General features: G+C 56.8%; 15 protein-coding genes. 10 read left to right on the plus strand and 5 right to left on the minus strand.

Going from position 1 to position 15,669, the window contains the following annotated elements; genetic code table 11:
• Positions 1-71: 71 nt before the first annotated feature.
• Complete coding sequence (locus AC2TF6_RS07880) at positions 72-1,397, minus strand: MFS transporter (protein ID WP_491310575.1); 1,326 nt, start codon at positions 1,395-1,397, stop codon at positions 72-74.
• A gap of 233 nt (positions 1,398-1,630) precedes the next feature.
• Between AC2TF6_RS07880 and AC2TF6_RS07885 the strand changes: the two genes are divergently transcribed.
• Both AC2TF6_RS07885 and AC2TF6_RS07890 read left to right on the plus strand, forming a co-directional pair.
• Positions 1,631-2,392 carry an NAD-dependent protein deacylase gene (locus tag AC2TF6_RS07885; protein ID WP_491310576.1) on the plus strand — a complete coding sequence of 254 codons (762 nt, stop codon included), beginning with the start codon at positions 1,631-1,633 and terminating at the stop codon, positions 2,390-2,392.
• A 142-nt stretch (positions 2,393-2,534) separates the two neighbouring features.
• Complete coding sequence (locus AC2TF6_RS07890) at positions 2,535-4,154, plus strand: phosphodiester glycosidase family protein (protein WP_491310577.1); 1,620 nt, start codon at positions 2,535-2,537, stop codon at positions 4,152-4,154.
• A gap of 465 nt (positions 4,155-4,619) precedes the next feature.
• On the opposite strand, the gene namA is transcribed toward AC2TF6_RS07890, so the two are convergent.
• The 4 genes from namA to AC2TF6_RS07910 form a co-directional block, all read right to left on the minus strand.
• Positions 4,620-5,630: an NADPH dehydrogenase NamA gene (namA, locus tag AC2TF6_RS07895; RefSeq protein ID WP_491310578.1), complete on the minus strand. Its 1,011-nt coding sequence runs from the start codon at positions 5,628-5,630 to the stop codon at positions 4,620-4,622.
• Positions 5,631-5,717: 87 nt separating this feature from the next.
• The gene (locus tag AC2TF6_RS07900) at positions 5,718-6,464 is read right to left on the minus strand and encodes an amino acid ABC transporter ATP-binding protein (RefSeq protein ID WP_369993217.1); all 747 of its coding nucleotides are present in this window, start codon (positions 6,462-6,464) and stop codon (positions 5,718-5,720) included.
• A gap of 9 nt (positions 6,465-6,473) precedes the next feature.
• Positions 6,474-7,151, minus strand: a complete 678-nt coding sequence (locus AC2TF6_RS07905; RefSeq protein ID WP_491310579.1) for an amino acid ABC transporter permease — start codon at positions 7,149-7,151, stop codon at positions 6,474-6,476.
• A 32-nt stretch (positions 7,152-7,183) separates the two neighbouring features.
• Positions 7,184-8,026, minus strand: coding sequence for an amino acid ABC transporter substrate-binding protein (locus tag AC2TF6_RS07910; protein WP_491310580.1), 843 nt, complete (start codon positions 8,024-8,026; stop codon positions 7,184-7,186).
• A gap of 102 nt (positions 8,027-8,128) precedes the next feature.
• On the opposite strand from AC2TF6_RS07910, the gene AC2TF6_RS07915 reads away from it, so the two are divergent.
• From AC2TF6_RS07915 to AC2TF6_RS07950, 8 genes are all read left to right on the plus strand, one after another.
• Positions 8,129-8,524: a YvaD family protein gene (locus AC2TF6_RS07915; protein WP_491310581.1), complete on the plus strand. Its 396-nt coding sequence runs from the start codon at positions 8,129-8,131 to the stop codon at positions 8,522-8,524.
• Positions 8,525-8,582: 58 nt separating this feature from the next.
• Complete coding sequence (locus AC2TF6_RS07920) at positions 8,583-8,705, plus strand: hypothetical protein (RefSeq protein ID WP_491310582.1); 123 nt, start codon at positions 8,583-8,585, stop codon at positions 8,703-8,705.
• A gap of 492 nt (positions 8,706-9,197) precedes the next feature.
• Positions 9,198-10,214: an NAD-dependent epimerase/dehydratase family protein gene (locus AC2TF6_RS07925; RefSeq protein ID WP_491310583.1), complete on the plus strand. Its 1,017-nt coding sequence runs from the start codon at positions 9,198-9,200 to the stop codon at positions 10,212-10,214.
• A gap of 2 nt (positions 10,215-10,216) precedes the next feature.
• On the plus strand, positions 10,217-11,287 hold the full coding sequence (locus AC2TF6_RS07930; protein ID WP_491310584.1) for a dihydrodipicolinate synthase family protein: 1,071 nt from the start codon (positions 10,217-10,219) through the stop codon (positions 11,285-11,287).
• Between the two features lie 455 nt (positions 11,288-11,742).
• The gene (sdaAB, locus tag AC2TF6_RS07935) at positions 11,743-12,423 is read left to right on the plus strand and encodes an L-serine ammonia-lyase, iron-sulfur-dependent subunit beta (RefSeq protein ID WP_491310585.1); all 681 of its coding nucleotides are present in this window, start codon (positions 11,743-11,745) and stop codon (positions 12,421-12,423) included.
• Positions 12,420-13,307 carry an L-serine ammonia-lyase, iron-sulfur-dependent, subunit alpha gene (sdaAA, locus tag AC2TF6_RS07940; RefSeq protein ID WP_009673351.1) on the plus strand — a complete coding sequence of 296 codons (888 nt, stop codon included), beginning with the start codon at positions 12,420-12,422 and terminating at the stop codon, positions 13,305-13,307. Before sdaAB ends, sdaAA begins: the two co-directional genes overlap by 4 nt.
• Positions 13,308-13,753: 446 nt before the next feature.
• Positions 13,754-14,683 carry an ADP-ribosylglycohydrolase family protein gene (locus AC2TF6_RS07945; RefSeq protein WP_491310586.1) on the plus strand — a complete coding sequence of 310 codons (930 nt, stop codon included), beginning with the start codon at positions 13,754-13,756 and terminating at the stop codon, positions 14,681-14,683.
• A gap of 315 nt (positions 14,684-14,998) precedes the next feature.
• A complete protein-coding gene (locus AC2TF6_RS07950; RefSeq protein WP_491310587.1) occupies positions 14,999-15,592 on the plus strand; it encodes a hypothetical protein in 594 nt (197 codons plus the stop codon).
• Positions 15,593-15,669: the final 77 nt, after the last annotated feature.

The raw sequence follows: 15,669 nt of genomic DNA on the forward strand, positions 1-15,669 counted from the left end.
CTTCGGATACGGGGCTGCTTTTTGCATAATCGGCTATTTGGAAATGGGAGAAAGCGGGGCCTCCTGTCCGGTCAAACCGTTTCGTGCTGCTCCGGAATGCGTTTGTGCACAATGAGGCCGATGACGACCATAACCAGAAGGGAACCGAGCGCGACCCGGCTGGCCAAGGTGCCCTGATCCTGGAGCAGGAGGGTGATCGTCCCGTACAGAACCGGTCCCACAATCGAGGACACTTTGCCGGAGAAGGCGAAGAGGCCGAAGAATTGGCCGCGTTTGTCCGGGGGCGAGAGCTCCACGATCAAGGTACGCGAGGTCACCCACATGGACCCCATGGAAATCCCGTAGATGACGCCGGCCGCCCAGAACATAGGCTCGTTGACGGCTGTCGTTCCCAGGCCGATGGCGACGATCAGCAGCAGGGCGACATAGACGACCGCGCGCTTGGCTCCGTATTTCCGGGTCAGGTAGCCGAAGACGAAGGAACCGAATATGCTCGAAACGGTCGCCACGAGATACAAGATGAGGAACCTGACGGTTGAAAAGCCGACCACGGTTTTGGCGTACACGGCCATCACGGAGATGGCGGTCTGCAGGGCATCATTGAAGAAGAAGTAGGCCACCATGAACAGGAAAATAGGCCGGTATTTCTTCATTTCTTTGAAGGTGGCCGCGATTTCCTTGTAGCCGCTTAAAAATCCCGTCTGCCCGCCGGAACGGGGTGCGGGAGCCGCCTCTTTGTAGAAGAGCATAAGCGGCAGCGCAAAAAGCAGATAAAGCAGCGCGCTGGGCAGGAAGGTCTGCTCATACTGCTGTCCGCTTGCCAGTGGATACACGGAGAGCCCGATCAGGGTACCGATATACCCGAGCGCGACACCGAACCCCGAGATGAGGGGGATTTCCCTGGAATTTCCCAGATCGGAAATCATCGCATCATAGAACACGACCGACGAGCTGAAAAAGAACTTGGCGATGACGAAAAAGAACAGGACGCCCGCCACGGCAAGGGGAAGCCCCAAAAACGAGGCGCTGCTTTGCCAGTTGGCCGATAGTGCCATGAGGAGCGTAAATCCGATCGCGAGCAGCGTGAACGGGACCATAAGGCCTTTCTTGCGGCCGGTCCGGTCCATCCAGACGCCGTACAGCGGACTGAGCAGGACGATGAGCAGACCCGAGAGGGCGTTGGTATACGTAATGAACGTGCTGGCCAACTGATCCATCCGCGCATCGCCGCCGATCACTTGGGTCAAGTAAAACGGGAAGAACAACGTGACAATGTTGGAGGAGAAAATCGTGTTGGCCAAATCGTTTAATCCCCAGGAAAGAACGGGCCTGGACAGAAAGAGCTTGCGTCCTTTCGCAGGGAGGGGCGCCGGTGTGACCGGGTTCGTTTGAGACATGAGGCACCTTCCTTTTCACGGGTTAAAAAATGTTAAGCGATGGTTTAAATCGGATTTTTTTCTTGTACACACTTATTCGCCCGGCTTTACCGGAATTCCTCTCCTTTTACCTAATATTTGCAATCGCTTTCTGGAAGGTGCAAGAAATAAGGTACAATAAGGAGAAACCTTTCGAAATTCTGGGGCCGCGAAAGGCCGGGTTTCTATTTATTTCAATTCAGGGAGGGCTCAAAATGAGCGATCTGCCATCGAATGAAAACTATACGGAAAATCTCCGCCGTCTGATTGACGAAAGCGAGCGCATCGTGTTCTTCGGCGGTGCGGGTACTTCCACGGAAAGCGGGATTCCCGATTTCCGCTCTTCAAGCGGCTTGTACAACAGCGGTGCGGAGTACGACTATCCGCCGGAAGTGATGCTGAGCCGCAGCTTTTTTATCCGCGAGCCGGAGAAATTCTACGCCTTCTACAGGGGCGAGATGCTTCATCCGGCGGCCAGGCCGAACCCGGCCCATCTGGCGCTTGCGGAACTGGAGCGCAGCGGCAAGCTTACCGCCGTCATTACGCAGAATATCGACGGACTCCATCAGCTTGCCGGAAGCAAGCGCGTTCTGGAGCTGCACGGCTCCGTGCTCCGGAACAAATGCCTCTCCTGCGGCGAAGGCTACGGACTGGATGCGGTCATGGAAAGCATCGAGACGGTTCCCCGCTGCACGGTGTGCGGAGGCATCATCAAGCCGGACGTCGTCCTCTACGAGGAAGGACTGGATGCGAATGTGCTGGGTGAAGCGGCGGCTCAAATCGCCGCTGCCGATTTGCTGATCGTCGGCGGCACCTCGCTGACGGTTCAGCCCGCCGCAGGCATGGTAGGCCGGTTCCGCGGAGGACGTCTGGCCCTGATCAACCTGGACCCGACTCCGTACGATTCGCACGCTTCCTGTATTATCCGGGAGCCGATCGGAAAAGTGCTGGCGCCTTTTGCGGAAAAAAGGGTTTAAACGGCTTTTTCGAGAAGAGAAAGACTGATTCGGGAAGGAATCCGGCGGGTCCGGCGGCGAATTTCTTTCGAAAGGCGCGGAACGTGGTTCGACAGTTGAACCAGACGGGGCCGGATTACAATGTCAAAGGAGACATGACAGCATGAGACGCGGTCTGGATATAGCAGGATACGCTTTTTCCCGGTTGGGTAAGCGGGGGAGTTTAACGGAAGGCGCCGGCAAGCGGAAAGCGCAATCGGATGTTGCAAGAGCGGAGGTTTTGAATGAGGGTGGCGGCCGAAAGGACCTTTGTCCGAATGCCGTGTACGCCGGAGCCAAAGGAGCTTTGCGTACGGGAGCGGCCGCGCTGTTGATCGGAGGCATCCTGTTCGCGGCGGGCCCTGCCCGTCAAGCTCTTGCCGACGATGCGGTCACAAGCGGCAGCAGGCAGGTAAGCGCCGGCGGGAAAAGCTTCGCCGTCAAATGGGTGCGCGTCGATGTGACGGACCCTTATCTCGAGGTTGTGCCCGTTACGGCCTCGCGCGGCATCGGGTACGATGAGAGCTTCTCGTCCATGATCGCCAGGACGGGAGCGGTCGCCGCGGTGAACGGGACTTTTTTCAACGCGTATGAAAAAGACGCCTCGATCCGTTACCCGAACGGCCTTATGCTGAAAGACGGGGAGCTGCTGCATTCCGGGGAGAACCAGTCTCTGGTTGTCGATGCGGACAAGACGGTGGATATCCGGAAGCTGAAAATGTCCTATACGATTACGGCGACTCACGGCGGGAAGGATTATACGTTTTCTCCATGGGGGACCAATAAGGATTACGGCGATTCCCAGCCCGACCAGGTCGTCTGGTTTACGCCCGAATACAAAGCCGCCGTCAGCAAAAGCGGAACGACGAAAGTGGTGGTGCGGGACGGCGTCATCACGGCCATTACAGGCGATGCCGTGTACGTACCGTACGACGGGTACGTTTGTCTGATCGGAAACAGCCCGAACAACAAGAGCAACCTGCTTCCGCACCTCCATGTGGGCGATACCGTCACAACGAAGCTGGAAGTGACGGAGAACGGCCAGCGCGTTCAAGGAGCGGAGCTGTGGCAGAGCGCCACGGGAGTCGGGCCCAAGCTCGTGACCGGCGGCAAGGTGGATATCGACCCTGCCCGGGACGGCTTCACCGATCCGAAAATCACGAAGCAGGCCGCTATGCGCAGCTTTGTGGGCGCGGATGCCCAGGGCAGACTCGTCATGGGGACGGTTAACGGCGCGACGATGAACGATCTCGCACAGATTGCGCTCTCGATGGGCTTGACCGATGCCATGAACTTGGACGGCGGGGCCAGTTCGGGGCTGTACGCCAACGGAAGCATGCTGACGGCACCCGGAAGGGCTCTGAGCAACGCGCTTGTGGTGAAAAGACACGCGACCCCGCAGGTGCAGGTTGCGGTGAACGGCCAACTGTCCGCGGGCTTCAAAGGCTTTGTCGGCGGGGAGACGACGATGGTCCCCATGCGCCCTTTGCTGAACGCGATGAATACCGAATACAAGTGGGACAACGCGGCGCATTCCCTGACCTTGAAGAAGGGGGACGTCGAGATGGTCATGACCGTCGGCAGCTATTATATCCGCGTCAACGGTACGGATCACTGGGTGCCTGCGGCGCCGCAGCTGCTGGATAATTATTTGTATGTCCCTTTGCGTTTCACGGCCGAGAAGATCGGGGCGGAGGTCAAGTGGAATCAGAGCTTGTACCGGGCCGACATTGTGCTTCCCTGAATCTTTTACGTCCCTGCCGCCAGGCAGGGGCTTTTCTTTATGTCTTCACGCGTGCAATCCCCCGGCATTTTCGCTTGCGCGGCAGCTCCGGGGGCCGGGAGGCGCCGCATGACGCTGGTAACTGCATGCTTACGGGGAGGCGTCCGCGCAGCGTAGGCATCCGTAGGGAGCAGGCAGCGTATGCGCATTGACAGGCTCCGTATGCGTCCGCGCAGCGTAAGCGCATTGGGAGCGCCCATAGGCGCAGCAGGCTCCGTTATGCGTATTGACAGGCGTCCATAGGCGGGCAGGCAGCATATGCGCATCGGCAGGCGTCCATAGGCGCAGCAGGCTCCGTTATGCGTATCGTCTATCCACATCGACTCCCGTTTCGGTTAGCCGTATTCGCACCGCGTCCGTACGCAAAAAAAGCCGGCCCGGCTGCCGGACTCTTCGTGAGTCCGGTGCCGGCCGGCTTAAGCCGCGTTACCAAGCGCGCGTGTACTGCTTCGGAGCAAATGCGGGCTCGACTCCGAGCTCGCGCGCTGCTGTGCGGGGCCAGTACGGGTCTCTCAGCAGCTCGCGGCCGATGAAGATGAGATCGGCCTGTCCGCGCTCGAGAATATCCTCGGCCTGCTTGCCGCCCGTAATGAGGCCCACCGCCCCTGTCGGAATGACGGCCGTGTTCTTGATCTGGTCGGCCAGGGGTACCTGATAGCCCGGGTAGACGTCGATCTTGGCGGGAACGACGCCGCCGGAGGAGCAGTCGATCAGATCGACGCCCTGCTCTTTCATGAGGGAGGCGAAGAACGCGTAGTCCTGTATGCTGTTCCCGTTCGGGTCGTACTCATCCGCCGAGACGCGGACGAACAGCGGGCCGTCCCACTGCTCCTTGACGGCGTTGATGATTTCCTGCAGGAAGCGGTAGCGGTTCTGTCTGTTTCCCCCGTATTCATCCGTCCGGTGATTGGACAGGGGCGAGAGGAATTCGCTGATAAGGTAGCCGTGAGCGCCGTGAATTTCAATCACGTCGAACCCGGCGGCTTTCGCTCTCCGGGCCGCGTCGGCAAACGCCCGGACGGTCTCGGAAATCTGCTCCGGCGTCATTTCTTCCGGCGTCTTGCCGCCTGGAAAAGGGATGGCGGACGGAGCGACGATAGGCCCGTCCAGCTCCGCTTTGCGTCCGGCGTGCGCGATCTGGATGCCTGTCTTCGATCCGTGGCTGCGGATCAGCCCGACCAGCTCTCGCAGCCCCTCGACGTGGCCATCGCTCCAGATGCCCAGATCCTGCGGAGAGATGCGGCCCTGCTCCGTCACGGCGGAGGCTTCCAGGATGAGGAGGCCGGCCCCGCCGACCGCTCTGGAAGAGTAATGGGTCCGGTGCCAGTCGGTCACTTTGCCGTCCCGGTTTTCGCAGGAATACATGCACATCGGCGACATGACGATCCGGTTGGGAAGGGTAACGTTCCGGATAGTAAACGGTTCGAACAATTTCATGGAAAATCCCGCCTTTCCGACAAATTTATGTACGCTGCTCGTTCCATTATACTCCTCACCGCATGCTCCGATCAAAAAAAGCGGGGACTAGCCTCCGGAAATGCGGTGCAGAAAGCGCCGAGTCCGCTCATGGGACGGCGAATCCAGCACCTGTGCCGGAGAGCCTTCCTCGACGATGACCCCGCCGTCCACGAACACGATGCGGTCGGCCACGTCGCGGGCGAACTTCATCTCGTGGGTGACGATGACCATGGTCATTCCTTCGCGCGCGAGCTGCCGGATGACCTCGAGGACATCTCCCACGAGCTCCGGATCAAGCGCCGAGGTCGGCTCGTCGAACAGCAGGACGAGCGGGTTCATCGCCATGGCGCGGGCGATCCCGACACGCTGCTGCTGGCCCCCGGACAGCTGGTGGGGGTACAGCCCGGCTTTATCGGCAAGTCCGACCTTGGCGAGCAGTTCCTGCGCCCTGTCCCGCGCTTCGGCGGCTCGCTTCCCCTGCACCGTGACGGGCCCCTCCATGACATTGGCCAGCGCGGTCATGTGGGGGAACAGCTCGTACGACTGGAACACCATGCCCGTCTGCCTGCGCAAGGTCAGGATGTCCTGGGAGGACGGCTTCCTGCCGCCGGTAAAATCCAGCCCGGCATCGCCGATCCGAAGCGATCCGGCGTCCGGCACTTCCAGGAGATTGATGCAGCGGAGGAGCGTTGTTTTGCCGGAGCCCGACGGCCCGATGACGACGACAGTCTCGCCGCGGGCGACGTTCAGGCTGATGCCGCGAAGCACTTCCTGGGACTGAAACTGTTTTTTCAGGTGGGAGAGTTCGATCATAAGAGCCTCCTATCTGGCGGCGTAACGGTCGAAGCGCCGTTCCAGCAGCCGCTGGGCATACGTGAGTACCGTGCTGAACAGCAAATACAGAAGAGCCGCCTCGCAGTAGAACAGCATGGGCTCGTAATACACCGCCGTCCTCTGCTGGGCAATCTGGAACAGCTCCGTCAGCGTAATCGTAGCCGCAAGGGACGAGTCCTTCACCAGAGAGATGAAGGAATTGGACAACGGGGGGACCGAAACCCTTGCGGCCTGGGGCAGAACAATCCGGCGCAGAGCCTGCCTGCGGGTCATCCCGATGGAATAGGCGGCCTCCCACTGTCCCCGTGAAATGGACAAAATGGCGGCGCGGATGATTTCGGAGTTATAGGCGCCCACACTCAGCGTAAAAGCCAGCACAGCGGCCGGGAACGCATCAATGGTCCAGCCCAGGCTGGGCAGGCCGTAATAGATGATGAACAACTGCACGAGAAGCGGGGTCCCCCGGATGATCCAGACATAAAAAGCGGCGATACCCGCCAAGAGCCTCCAGCGCGAAAGTCTCGCCAAGGCTGTCGCGAACGCGAGGGCCAGACCGAGCGCAAAGGAGATCAGCGTCAAGGTGACCGTGTACTGCAGTCCCGCTTTCAGCATCGGCCAAAGCGATTCCATAAAAATTTGAAGCAGCCGTTCGCTGCGCTCGGACATACGTATTTCAACCCCGTTTCGTCATGTGCTTGTTACTTGGACACGTCCGTTCCGAACCATTTGTTCGAAATGTTCAGGTAGGTGCCGTCCTGTTTCATGGAAGCCAGCGCTTCGTTGACGGCTTTAACCAGATCATTGTTGTTTTTGTTAAAAAGGAAAGCGCTCTGGGACGCTTCCGTCGTTTCCGCGACGACCTTGATCGGCGCATCGGGCTTCTGCTTTTTGAAATCGAGGTAGGACAGGTTATCGTTGATGGTCGCATCGATACGTTTGGAAACAAGGAGCTCGATCGCCTGGTTGAACCCTTCGATCGTGACGATTTCCGCGCCGTTCTTCTTGGCGATATCCGCGAGGTTGCTGGTGAGCGACTGCCCGGATTTTTTGCCTTTCAGGTCGGCGAGTTTCGTAATGTCCTTGTTGTCTTCGCGCACGATAAGAACCGCTTTGGAGACGATGTACGGATCGGAGAAATCGTACTTTTCTTTGCGGTCCTCGCGGATGGACACCTCGTTGGCTACCAGGTCGAAGCGCTTGGCATCCAGCCCGGCGAGCATGCCGTTCCAGTTCGTTTCCTGAAACTCCGCCTGGACGCCGAGTCTTTTGGCCACTTCTTCCGCGAGTTCCACGTCGAATCCCGTCAGTTTGCCGGATTTATCGTGGAACGTGAAAGGAGCGTAGGTCCCTTCCGTGCCGATGCGGATTTTTCCGGCGGATTTGACCGCGTCCAGTGTGCCCGCTCCTGCGGAAGGAGTGGCGGCGCCGGGCGAGGGCGAAGGAGACGGCGCGGGGGTAGCGGTTTTGCCGCACCCGCCGAGCAGCAGGGTACAGGCGAATACGGCGGTCAGAGCGATGCCGCCTTTGCGGAAAGATTTCATTTGTCTATGCCTCCAGTAACTTGTTATATTTTGTATAGGTTTCCTTAACCACTCGGAATTATGAATGAGATTCCCAAAAGTTTTCGTCACGGAGGTTGCATCATGAAAGGGCTCAAGCCGTTATTTTTCGTTACGGACATCGGATTTATCGTGTATTGGCTGGTTACGTTTTTCCATCTGCTCCCGGACAGCGCGTTGTTCAAAGATTACGACAATCCCGTTATCGTCGCCTGGAACTGGTCCTTCTTTCCCTTGGATCTTCTTATTTCGTTTACGGGGCTGCTCAGTATCTATCTTCAGAGGAACAAAAGGGCGGCATGGCGAAGCTGGGCGCTCGTTTCCCTGGTCCTGACCTTCTGCTCGGGTCTGCAGGCGATCGCATTCTGGGGATTCAGCGGCGATTTCGACGCGGCCTGGTGGGCCTTCAACTTGTATTTAATGATCTATCCGCTGTTCTTCTTGCGTCACTTTATTGCGCGGGAGCCGTCTTCGGCGTAAGGATGCAAGGGAACAAGCGGACAAGGCAAAGCCCCCGGTTTTACGCCGGAGGGCTTTTTTGCTGTCGATAGAAGATTATCTAATGGGTTATCATCGGCGGCCGAAGCTTCTGGAAGCGTCCCAGGCTGTGCTTGCGGATGCCGGCGTGCAGATGAAGTGGCCGGAGGTTCATGCGGTATAGCGGCCCGGTCCGGGCAGGGAGAAGAACGGAGGTCGCCGTTGTGCACCCGTTGCTCTCCTGCGAGGGATATGAGCGGGGAGCGGGAACATAGGACATGAGCGTGGACAGTTCCTGCGTGACAGAAGCGGGAAGGCTGCCAAAGAGCAAGAGCAAGAGTAAGAGTAAGAGATTCAACCGAGAAAAGGCGTTGTTCCCTCGATTGCTGCGCATATTTAGACCGCTTAGAGATGGTTGTCTCTAAATTCATGCATCCAAGCAGGAGAAGCGCAGCGGCAAGTAAATAGACAAAGCGATCAAAAATTTTTAAAAATATTTTGATATCTATAGAATTTATACCTGTGAATAGTCTTTTTCGGCTCCCTTAAGATGACCTTCCCGCGCATCTGATTTAGAGACAAATTATCGTATTTATAAGACGATTTAAAGACCTTGTCTTTATATAATCCGGCATGAAATACTGGAACTATCTTGGGAGCAGAAAGGGAGACCTATATGAATACCGTACAAGAACTGGAAGCGAAACTGGCGCAGCCCTCTGAGGCGCTTATCGACGATATGGCCAATCTGGAGGGAGATATTATGCTCCTCGGGATCGGGGGTAAGATGGGACCGAGCCTGGCGAGGCTGGCGATGAACGCCATCAAAGAAGCGGGCGTGGACAAAAAAGTATACGGGGCTTCCCGGTTCTCATCCGGCGGTTTGCGGGAAGAGCTTGAGGGAGACGGGGTCAAGACGTTTGCAGTGGATCTTCTTGACGACGAACAGCTCCGGGGACTGCCGGACGTGAAAAATATCATCTACATGGCGGGAAACAAATTCGGAACGACAGGCAACGAGCATTTTACGTGGGCGATGAATTCGTATTTGCCGGGACGCGTAGCCGAGAAGTACCGGGATTCGAGAATCGTCGTGTTTTCAACGGGGAACGTTTATCCGATTACACCGGTTCACCAAGGGGGAGCCACGGAGAGCACACCGCCCGCATCCGTCGGGGAATACGGACAGTCCAGCCTGGGGCGGGAGCGGGTGTTCACGTACTTTTCGCACAAATATAACATTCCGATGGCGATCTACCGGTTGAATTACGCCATTGATATGCGCTATGGAGTGCTGCTCGAAATCGCCAAATCCGTCAAAGCGGGCAAGCCGATCGACATTACGATGGGGCACGCGAACGTGATCTGGCAGGGAGACGCGAACGAAATCGCCATCCGCTGTCTGAATCATTGCAGCACGCCGCCTGCGGTGTTTAACGTCACGGGGCCTGAGACGCTTTCGCTGCGCTGGGTCGCTAATGAATTCGGCAGCAGGCTCGGAGTCGAGCCGATCTTCGAAGGAAGCGAGTCCGATACGGCGCTGCTGAGCAATTCATCGAAGGCAAGCCAGACGTTCGGCTACCCGAAAGTGTCCGTTCTGCAAATGATCGACTGGATTGCGGAGTGGGTGGAGGCGGACGGCCATACGTGGAACAAACCGACCCATTTCCAGGAGAGAGAGGGGAAATTCTGATCATGGCAGCCCGTAAAAACTTAAGTCCCGACATGCTGGCCGCGCTGCATGACGGCGTGGCGATTCCGGCCCATCCTCTCGCGCTCGACGAGAACAGGCAGTTTGATGAAAAGCGTCAGCGGGCGCTGACCCGCTACTATATCGCATCGGGAGCGGGCGGGATCGCCATCGGCGTCCACTCCACCCAGTTCGAGATCCGCGACGAGGAGGTCGGACTGCTGGAGCCGGTTTTGCGCCTTGCGGCCGAGGAAGTGGAGAAAGCGGATCTCCGGCGTCCTTTTTTCAAAATCGCGGGAATCTGCGGCCCCACTGAGCAGGCGGTCCGGGAAGCGGAGCTGGCCGTAAAGCTAGGCTATGATATCGGATTACTGAGCATGGGCGGCTTAACAGGGTACGACGAAGCTCAAATTCTGGAGCGGACCCGCGCTGTCGCCGAGCTTATTCCGGTGTTCGGATTTTACCTCCAGCCTTCGGTCGGCGGACGGATTTTCAGCTACGATTTCTGGAGGCAGTTCGCGGACATTCCGGGCGTCGTGGCGATCAAAATGGCGCCGTTCAACCGCTACCAGACGATTGACGTCGTCCGGGCCGTCTGCTGCTCGGAGCGCAGGGACGAGATTGCGCTCTATACGGGCAACGACGACAACATTGTCACGGATTTGCTGACGACTTACCGGTTTCAGGTGAACGGACAGACGGTAGAGAAAAAAATCGTCGGCGGCTTGCTGGGGCACTGGGCCGTCTGGACGCATAAAGCGGTGGAGCTGCTGGAAGCGGTCAAAAAAATCAGAGACAACCGCGATATTCCGGCGGAATGGCTGACTCGGAACCTTGAGGTGACGGACGCGAACGCGGCGTTTTTCGATCCCGCGCATCATTTCGAAGGCTGCATTCCGGGCATCCACGAGGTGCTGCGCAGGCAGGGCCTTCTACAGGGCCGCTGGTGCCTCAACCCGAGCGAAGAGCTCTCTCCGGGACAAATGGAGGAAATCGACCGCGTTTACCGGGATTATCCTCATTTGAACGACGACACGTTCGTGAAGGCGCACCTCAGTGAGTGGCTCGTGGACTAATCGGTGGAAGCCGGGAGCGGACAGGCTGCCCGCAGACCAGGCTGCATCCATAGGCCAGGGAAGCCGCCTGTAGAAACGGCAAGATGTGATTCCACTTCCAAACTGCCTTTTAACGACAAGCAATCCTAGTCTATACAGCGGCGTTTATGGAACTCGTGAGTATGCGGGTGCATCCAAGCCAAGTTTCCGCAAGCTGTCTGTTGGCCGTTTTGGCTTATTCCGCCCTTTATTGCGCCGTTCTTCCGGCAGTCTGCCAACAGTTCTGCCAACAGCTAAACCCCGCTTTGAAAAATGTGCGGCCCGTTACAAGATCCGGCAGTTGAATAGAGACGAGAATCGCAATAGAATAAGAATTAGGTGCTGGTCAATTAATTGGCGGGATCAGCCCGGCCGAGCGGAAAGGCGTGTAAACGCTGCCGCCCTGCTAAAATGATTAGGACAGGGAGGAATACTGGGTGCGGTTCAAAGATGTTTTTTCGATTATCGGTCCTTCGATGATCGGCCCATCGAGCTCCCATACGGCCGGAGCCATCCGTCTTGGGCGGGTGGCCAGGCAGCTATTCGGTCAGCAGCCGGACAAAGCCGAGCTGACTTTTTACGGGTCTTTTGCCGATACGTACCGCGGCCACGGGACAGATTTGGCGATTGTCGGCGGCCTGCTGGACTATGAGACGGACAACAGCCGGATTCCGGATTCACTGGAGGATGCGGAAGCGGCGGGGGTCGAAATCGTTTTTCATACGAGCAAAGGGCTGACCGTTCATCCGAATACAGCGAAAATCGTTCTCTATGCCGGCGGCCAGGAAATGAGCATGGTCGGCGCATCGATAGGCGGAGGCAATATCGAAATTCTAGGGATTAACCAATTCGACCTCAAGTTCACGGGAGAATTCCCGACGCTGGTCGTTTCTCATCATGACCGGCCCGGAATGATCGCCGACATTACCGCTATTTTGCAGAAACACAAGGTCAATATCGGGTATATGGATCTGGACCGTAAAGGCCGCAACGGCGACGCCATGACGGTGATTGAAGCGGATTCCGTGATTACGGATGACCTGATCGGGGAGATTTTGCAGCTGAGCGAGGTAGACGGAGTGAAGATCGTGGATCTGAAGGAAAGAGGGCAATCATGAGATTTCGGACGCTTAAAGAACTGGCGGATATTTGCACGGCCGAGAACAAATCGATTTCCGAGTTTATGCTGGAGGAACAGGCGAAGGAGTCCGGCCGCAGCACGGAGCAGGAATTCGGGAAAATGGCCGATTACTACAAGATCATGAAGGAAGCGGTGCAAAAAGGACTCACCGAGGACACGACGTCCCGCAGCGGACTGACCGGCATGGACGCCCAGCGCGTCATGAGCTATATGTCCGGCTCCGTTCCGTCCGTGGGCGAGGAAGCGTGCCGGGCAATGGCCTACGCGCTTGCGGTGTCCGAAGTGAACGCGTCCATGGGCCGCATCATCGCGACACCGACCGCAGGCTCCTGCGGCATCATCCCCGGCGTGTTCGTCAGCGCCCAGCAGCGGTTCGGCTGGGATGACGACCACCTCGTGACGGGCCTGTTCAGCGCCGGCGCCATCGGCTACATCATCGCGAACAACTCGTTCGTGTCCGGCGCCGAGGGAGGCTGCCAGGCCGAGGTCGGTTCCGCCATCGGCATGGCGGCCGGCGCTATGGTCGAGCTGCGCGGCGGAACGCCCGCGCAGGCGGTGCACGCCGTCGGCCTGGCGCTGAAAAACACGCTCGGGCTCATCTGCGATCCCGTCGGCGGCCTCGTGGAGATTCCGTGCATCGTCCGCAACGGCTTCGGCGCCGTCAATGCGCTGGCCGCCGCGGACATGGCCCTTGCGGGCGTGCGCAGCGCGATTCCGTCCGACGAAGTCATCCAGGTGATGTACGAGGCCGGATCCGCTATGCCCGAGAAGTACAGGGAAACGGCCAAGGGCGGTTTGGCCCAAACGCCGACGGGCAAAAAAATGATGCAGGAGCTGAAGCTCAGCCGCAAACGTACTTAGAGGTTGTGAGCCGGGCGTAAGTCCTGTTTCAATACATGCTCGTCTAGGGCATGGAGCCGTCTCTGCCTACAAGGAATGAAAGCAGTACACTTCGCGCATGGCGGACCACTGTAATGCAGGGTCTCATCGTGCGCTGGAAAGCTTGCATGGTGCAACACAGACGCGTCCGGACTGCCGGGCGTGTCTTTTTTTGCGGATGGGAGTTGGGCAAAGCAGAGGAAGTCTTGGAACGGACGAAGCGTGCTTAACCATTGTCCAGGACTTCTCACCGCGGTACCGCGCAGCTCCGGGCGCGTCGTGTGGCGCCGCATGACGGCGGTCACGCAGACCGGAACTGCGTGCGATGCGCCGCAGTACACAGCAGGCTTGTTTTAAAGGGAGAAAGGAGATCGGTCGCCCACTGAAGAATTTTTATACATACAACCAAGCTGGGAGGCTGAAACGTTATGGAATTTACCCTGGACCGTTTTCATGGCTGCCTGGCCGGCCTCGCCGCGGGCGATGCGCTGGGGACGGCGGTGGAATTCAGCAGACCGGGAACGTTCGAGCCCCTTCGCGATATGGTCGGCGGCGGTGTTTTTGGTCTGCGGCCGGGCCAGTGGACCGACGATACGTCGATGGCGCTTTGTCTGGCCGAAAGCCTGCTGGAAACGGGCGGCTTCGATCCCGCCGATCAGATGAACCGCTACGTAAGCTGGTTCAGAGAGGGATACATGAGCAGCACGGGCACGTGCTTCGACATCGGAAACGCGACGCGGGAAGCGCTGCTGCTCTTCGAGCGTACCGGAGAGCCTTTCAGCGGCTCGAGCGACCCGTTTTCCGCGGGCAACGGCTCCATTATGAGGCTGGCTCCCGTGCCGATGTTCTATGCCGCCGATCCGGCAGCGGCCGTCCGCTTCGCGGTGCAGAGCTCCCGCACGACGCACGGCACGGCGGAGTGCCTGCAGGCCAGCGGGCTGCTCGCCTGCTATCTCCTCGCGGGCCTGCGCGGCTGGAGCAAAACGGAGCTCCTTGCGCCGGGTGCTTACCGCGATTGGATGGCGGCGGCCGAGCTGGAGCTGTCCGGCGGGCTCGCCGAGATCCTCGGCGGCTCTTACCGGCATAAGGAGCCGCCTGCGATCAAAGGCTCCGGCTATGTCGTCCAGTCGCTGGAAGCCGCTTTGTGGGCTTTCGACAAGTCCTCAAACTTCGAGGACGGGGCCCTGCTGGCCGCCAATCTGGGCGACGACGCCGACACGACGGGAGCCGTTTACGGGCAGATTGCCGGGGCTTACTACGGCTATGACGGCATACCGGAATCGTGGCGGGAGAAGCTGGCGATGCGCGGGAAGATCGAGGAGACGGCGCGGAAACTGCACGGTTTGCAGCGTGCTTAACGCTTGTTTAATAATGTGTGTTGTCAGAATTAATGCGAATTTTTTCAAAGTTTCAGAAAATTCAATATTGGCATTATGACCTTTATTATTTTCGTGGAACCTGGTTCGGGTGACATCTCATGATGGAGAGACAATTGGAACAACACTTACAACAATCTGACACGATGCCTATATTGTTTGTTGGATCGGGCCTGTCAAGAAGGTATTTGGGGTCTGAGGATTGGACGGGGGCGAATATGACGAAAAAGACAGTTTAAACGATGTTTCCACTAAATATAAAGGTGGTATAAAGGAAAATGGTGATGATAGAACAATATGGACACTAAAAAAAATATTGAAAATATCAGCCTATTAAAAGAGAAAATGTCTGATTGGCGTAAATTGAGTGATGAAGAGCTGCTTCTTGCTGTAAAAGAGTTTGAGAAAACGCCCAGGTTAGAGGTCTCAATTTATTATCAAGATTTATTTAATGATCCGAAGTTTTCTAAAACCCTTCTTGATATCTATAATAAGCATAAGGATAATACTAAACTTGTAGTTCTGCTTGTTTCAGCAATTGGGAATATGATTCAGAGATATGATCTTCCGGAAACTAAGGAAATTTACGAATTCATGCTGGAAAATTCTAATAAAAGTAACATAGGACCTTATGTCGCAATATTCCTGCCTAGATTGAATCATTTTGAAAATTATGATAAAAAGTGGGAATATTTTATGGATATTAAAAAAATGTCACCCAAAAAGGTAGCCGAAAGTTCTTTTGAAACTATAATGAATTTGTATTTAGAAAAAATTCCGGAACAATATAAAAATGAGGCCATAGAATATTTTAATAAAAAAGTAGAAGAGTCTAACAATGAATACGGTAAACAATACTATCAGGATATCATTAATAAAATCAAGAGTTAATTAGGGTTTGCTGAATGCTCGAAAAACCACTAAAAACCACTAAAAACCACTAAAAACCGCGTTACAACAAGGGATTT

This window comes from Paenibacillus sp. JNUCC 35 (assembly GCF_058269095.1).

Excerpts from the sequence above, each read along its gene's own strand:
- AC2TF6_RS07880 (WP_491310575.1), bottom strand. The coding sequence starts at position 1,397 with ATGTCTCAAACGAACCCGGTCACACCGGCGCCCCTCCCTGCGAAAGGA.
- AC2TF6_RS07885 (WP_491310576.1), top strand. The coding sequence starts at position 1,631 with ATGAGCGATCTGCCATCGAATGAAAACTATACGGAAAATCTCCGCCGT.
- AC2TF6_RS07890 (WP_491310577.1), top strand. The coding sequence starts at position 2,535 with ATGAGACGCGGTCTGGATATAGCAGGATACGCTTTTTCCCGGTTGGGT.
- namA (WP_491310578.1), bottom strand. The coding sequence starts at position 5,630 with ATGAAATTGTTCGAACCGTTTACTATCCGGAACGTTACCCTTCCCAAC.
- AC2TF6_RS07900 (WP_369993217.1), bottom strand. The coding sequence starts at position 6,464 with ATGATCGAACTCTCCCACCTGAAAAAACAGTTTCAGTCCCAGGAAGTG.
- AC2TF6_RS07905 (WP_491310579.1), bottom strand. The coding sequence starts at position 7,151 with ATGTCCGAGCGCAGCGAACGGCTGCTTCAAATTTTTATGGAATCGCTT.
- AC2TF6_RS07910 (WP_491310580.1), bottom strand. The coding sequence starts at position 8,026 with ATGAAATCTTTCCGCAAAGGCGGCATCGCTCTGACCGCCGTATTCGCC.
- AC2TF6_RS07915 (WP_491310581.1), top strand. The coding sequence starts at position 8,129 with ATGAAAGGGCTCAAGCCGTTATTTTTCGTTACGGACATCGGATTTATC.
- AC2TF6_RS07925 (WP_491310583.1), top strand. The coding sequence starts at position 9,198 with ATGAATACCGTACAAGAACTGGAAGCGAAACTGGCGCAGCCCTCTGAG.
- AC2TF6_RS07930 (WP_491310584.1), top strand. The coding sequence starts at position 10,217 with ATGGCAGCCCGTAAAAACTTAAGTCCCGACATGCTGGCCGCGCTGCAT.
- sdaAA (WP_009673351.1), top strand. The coding sequence starts at position 12,420 with ATGAGATTTCGGACGCTTAAAGAACTGGCGGATATTTGCACGGCCGAG.
- AC2TF6_RS07945 (WP_491310586.1), top strand. The coding sequence starts at position 13,754 with ATGGAATTTACCCTGGACCGTTTTCATGGCTGCCTGGCCGGCCTCGCC.
- AC2TF6_RS07950 (WP_491310587.1), top strand. The coding sequence starts at position 14,999 with ATGGACACTAAAAAAAATATTGAAAATATCAGCCTATTAAAAGAGAAA.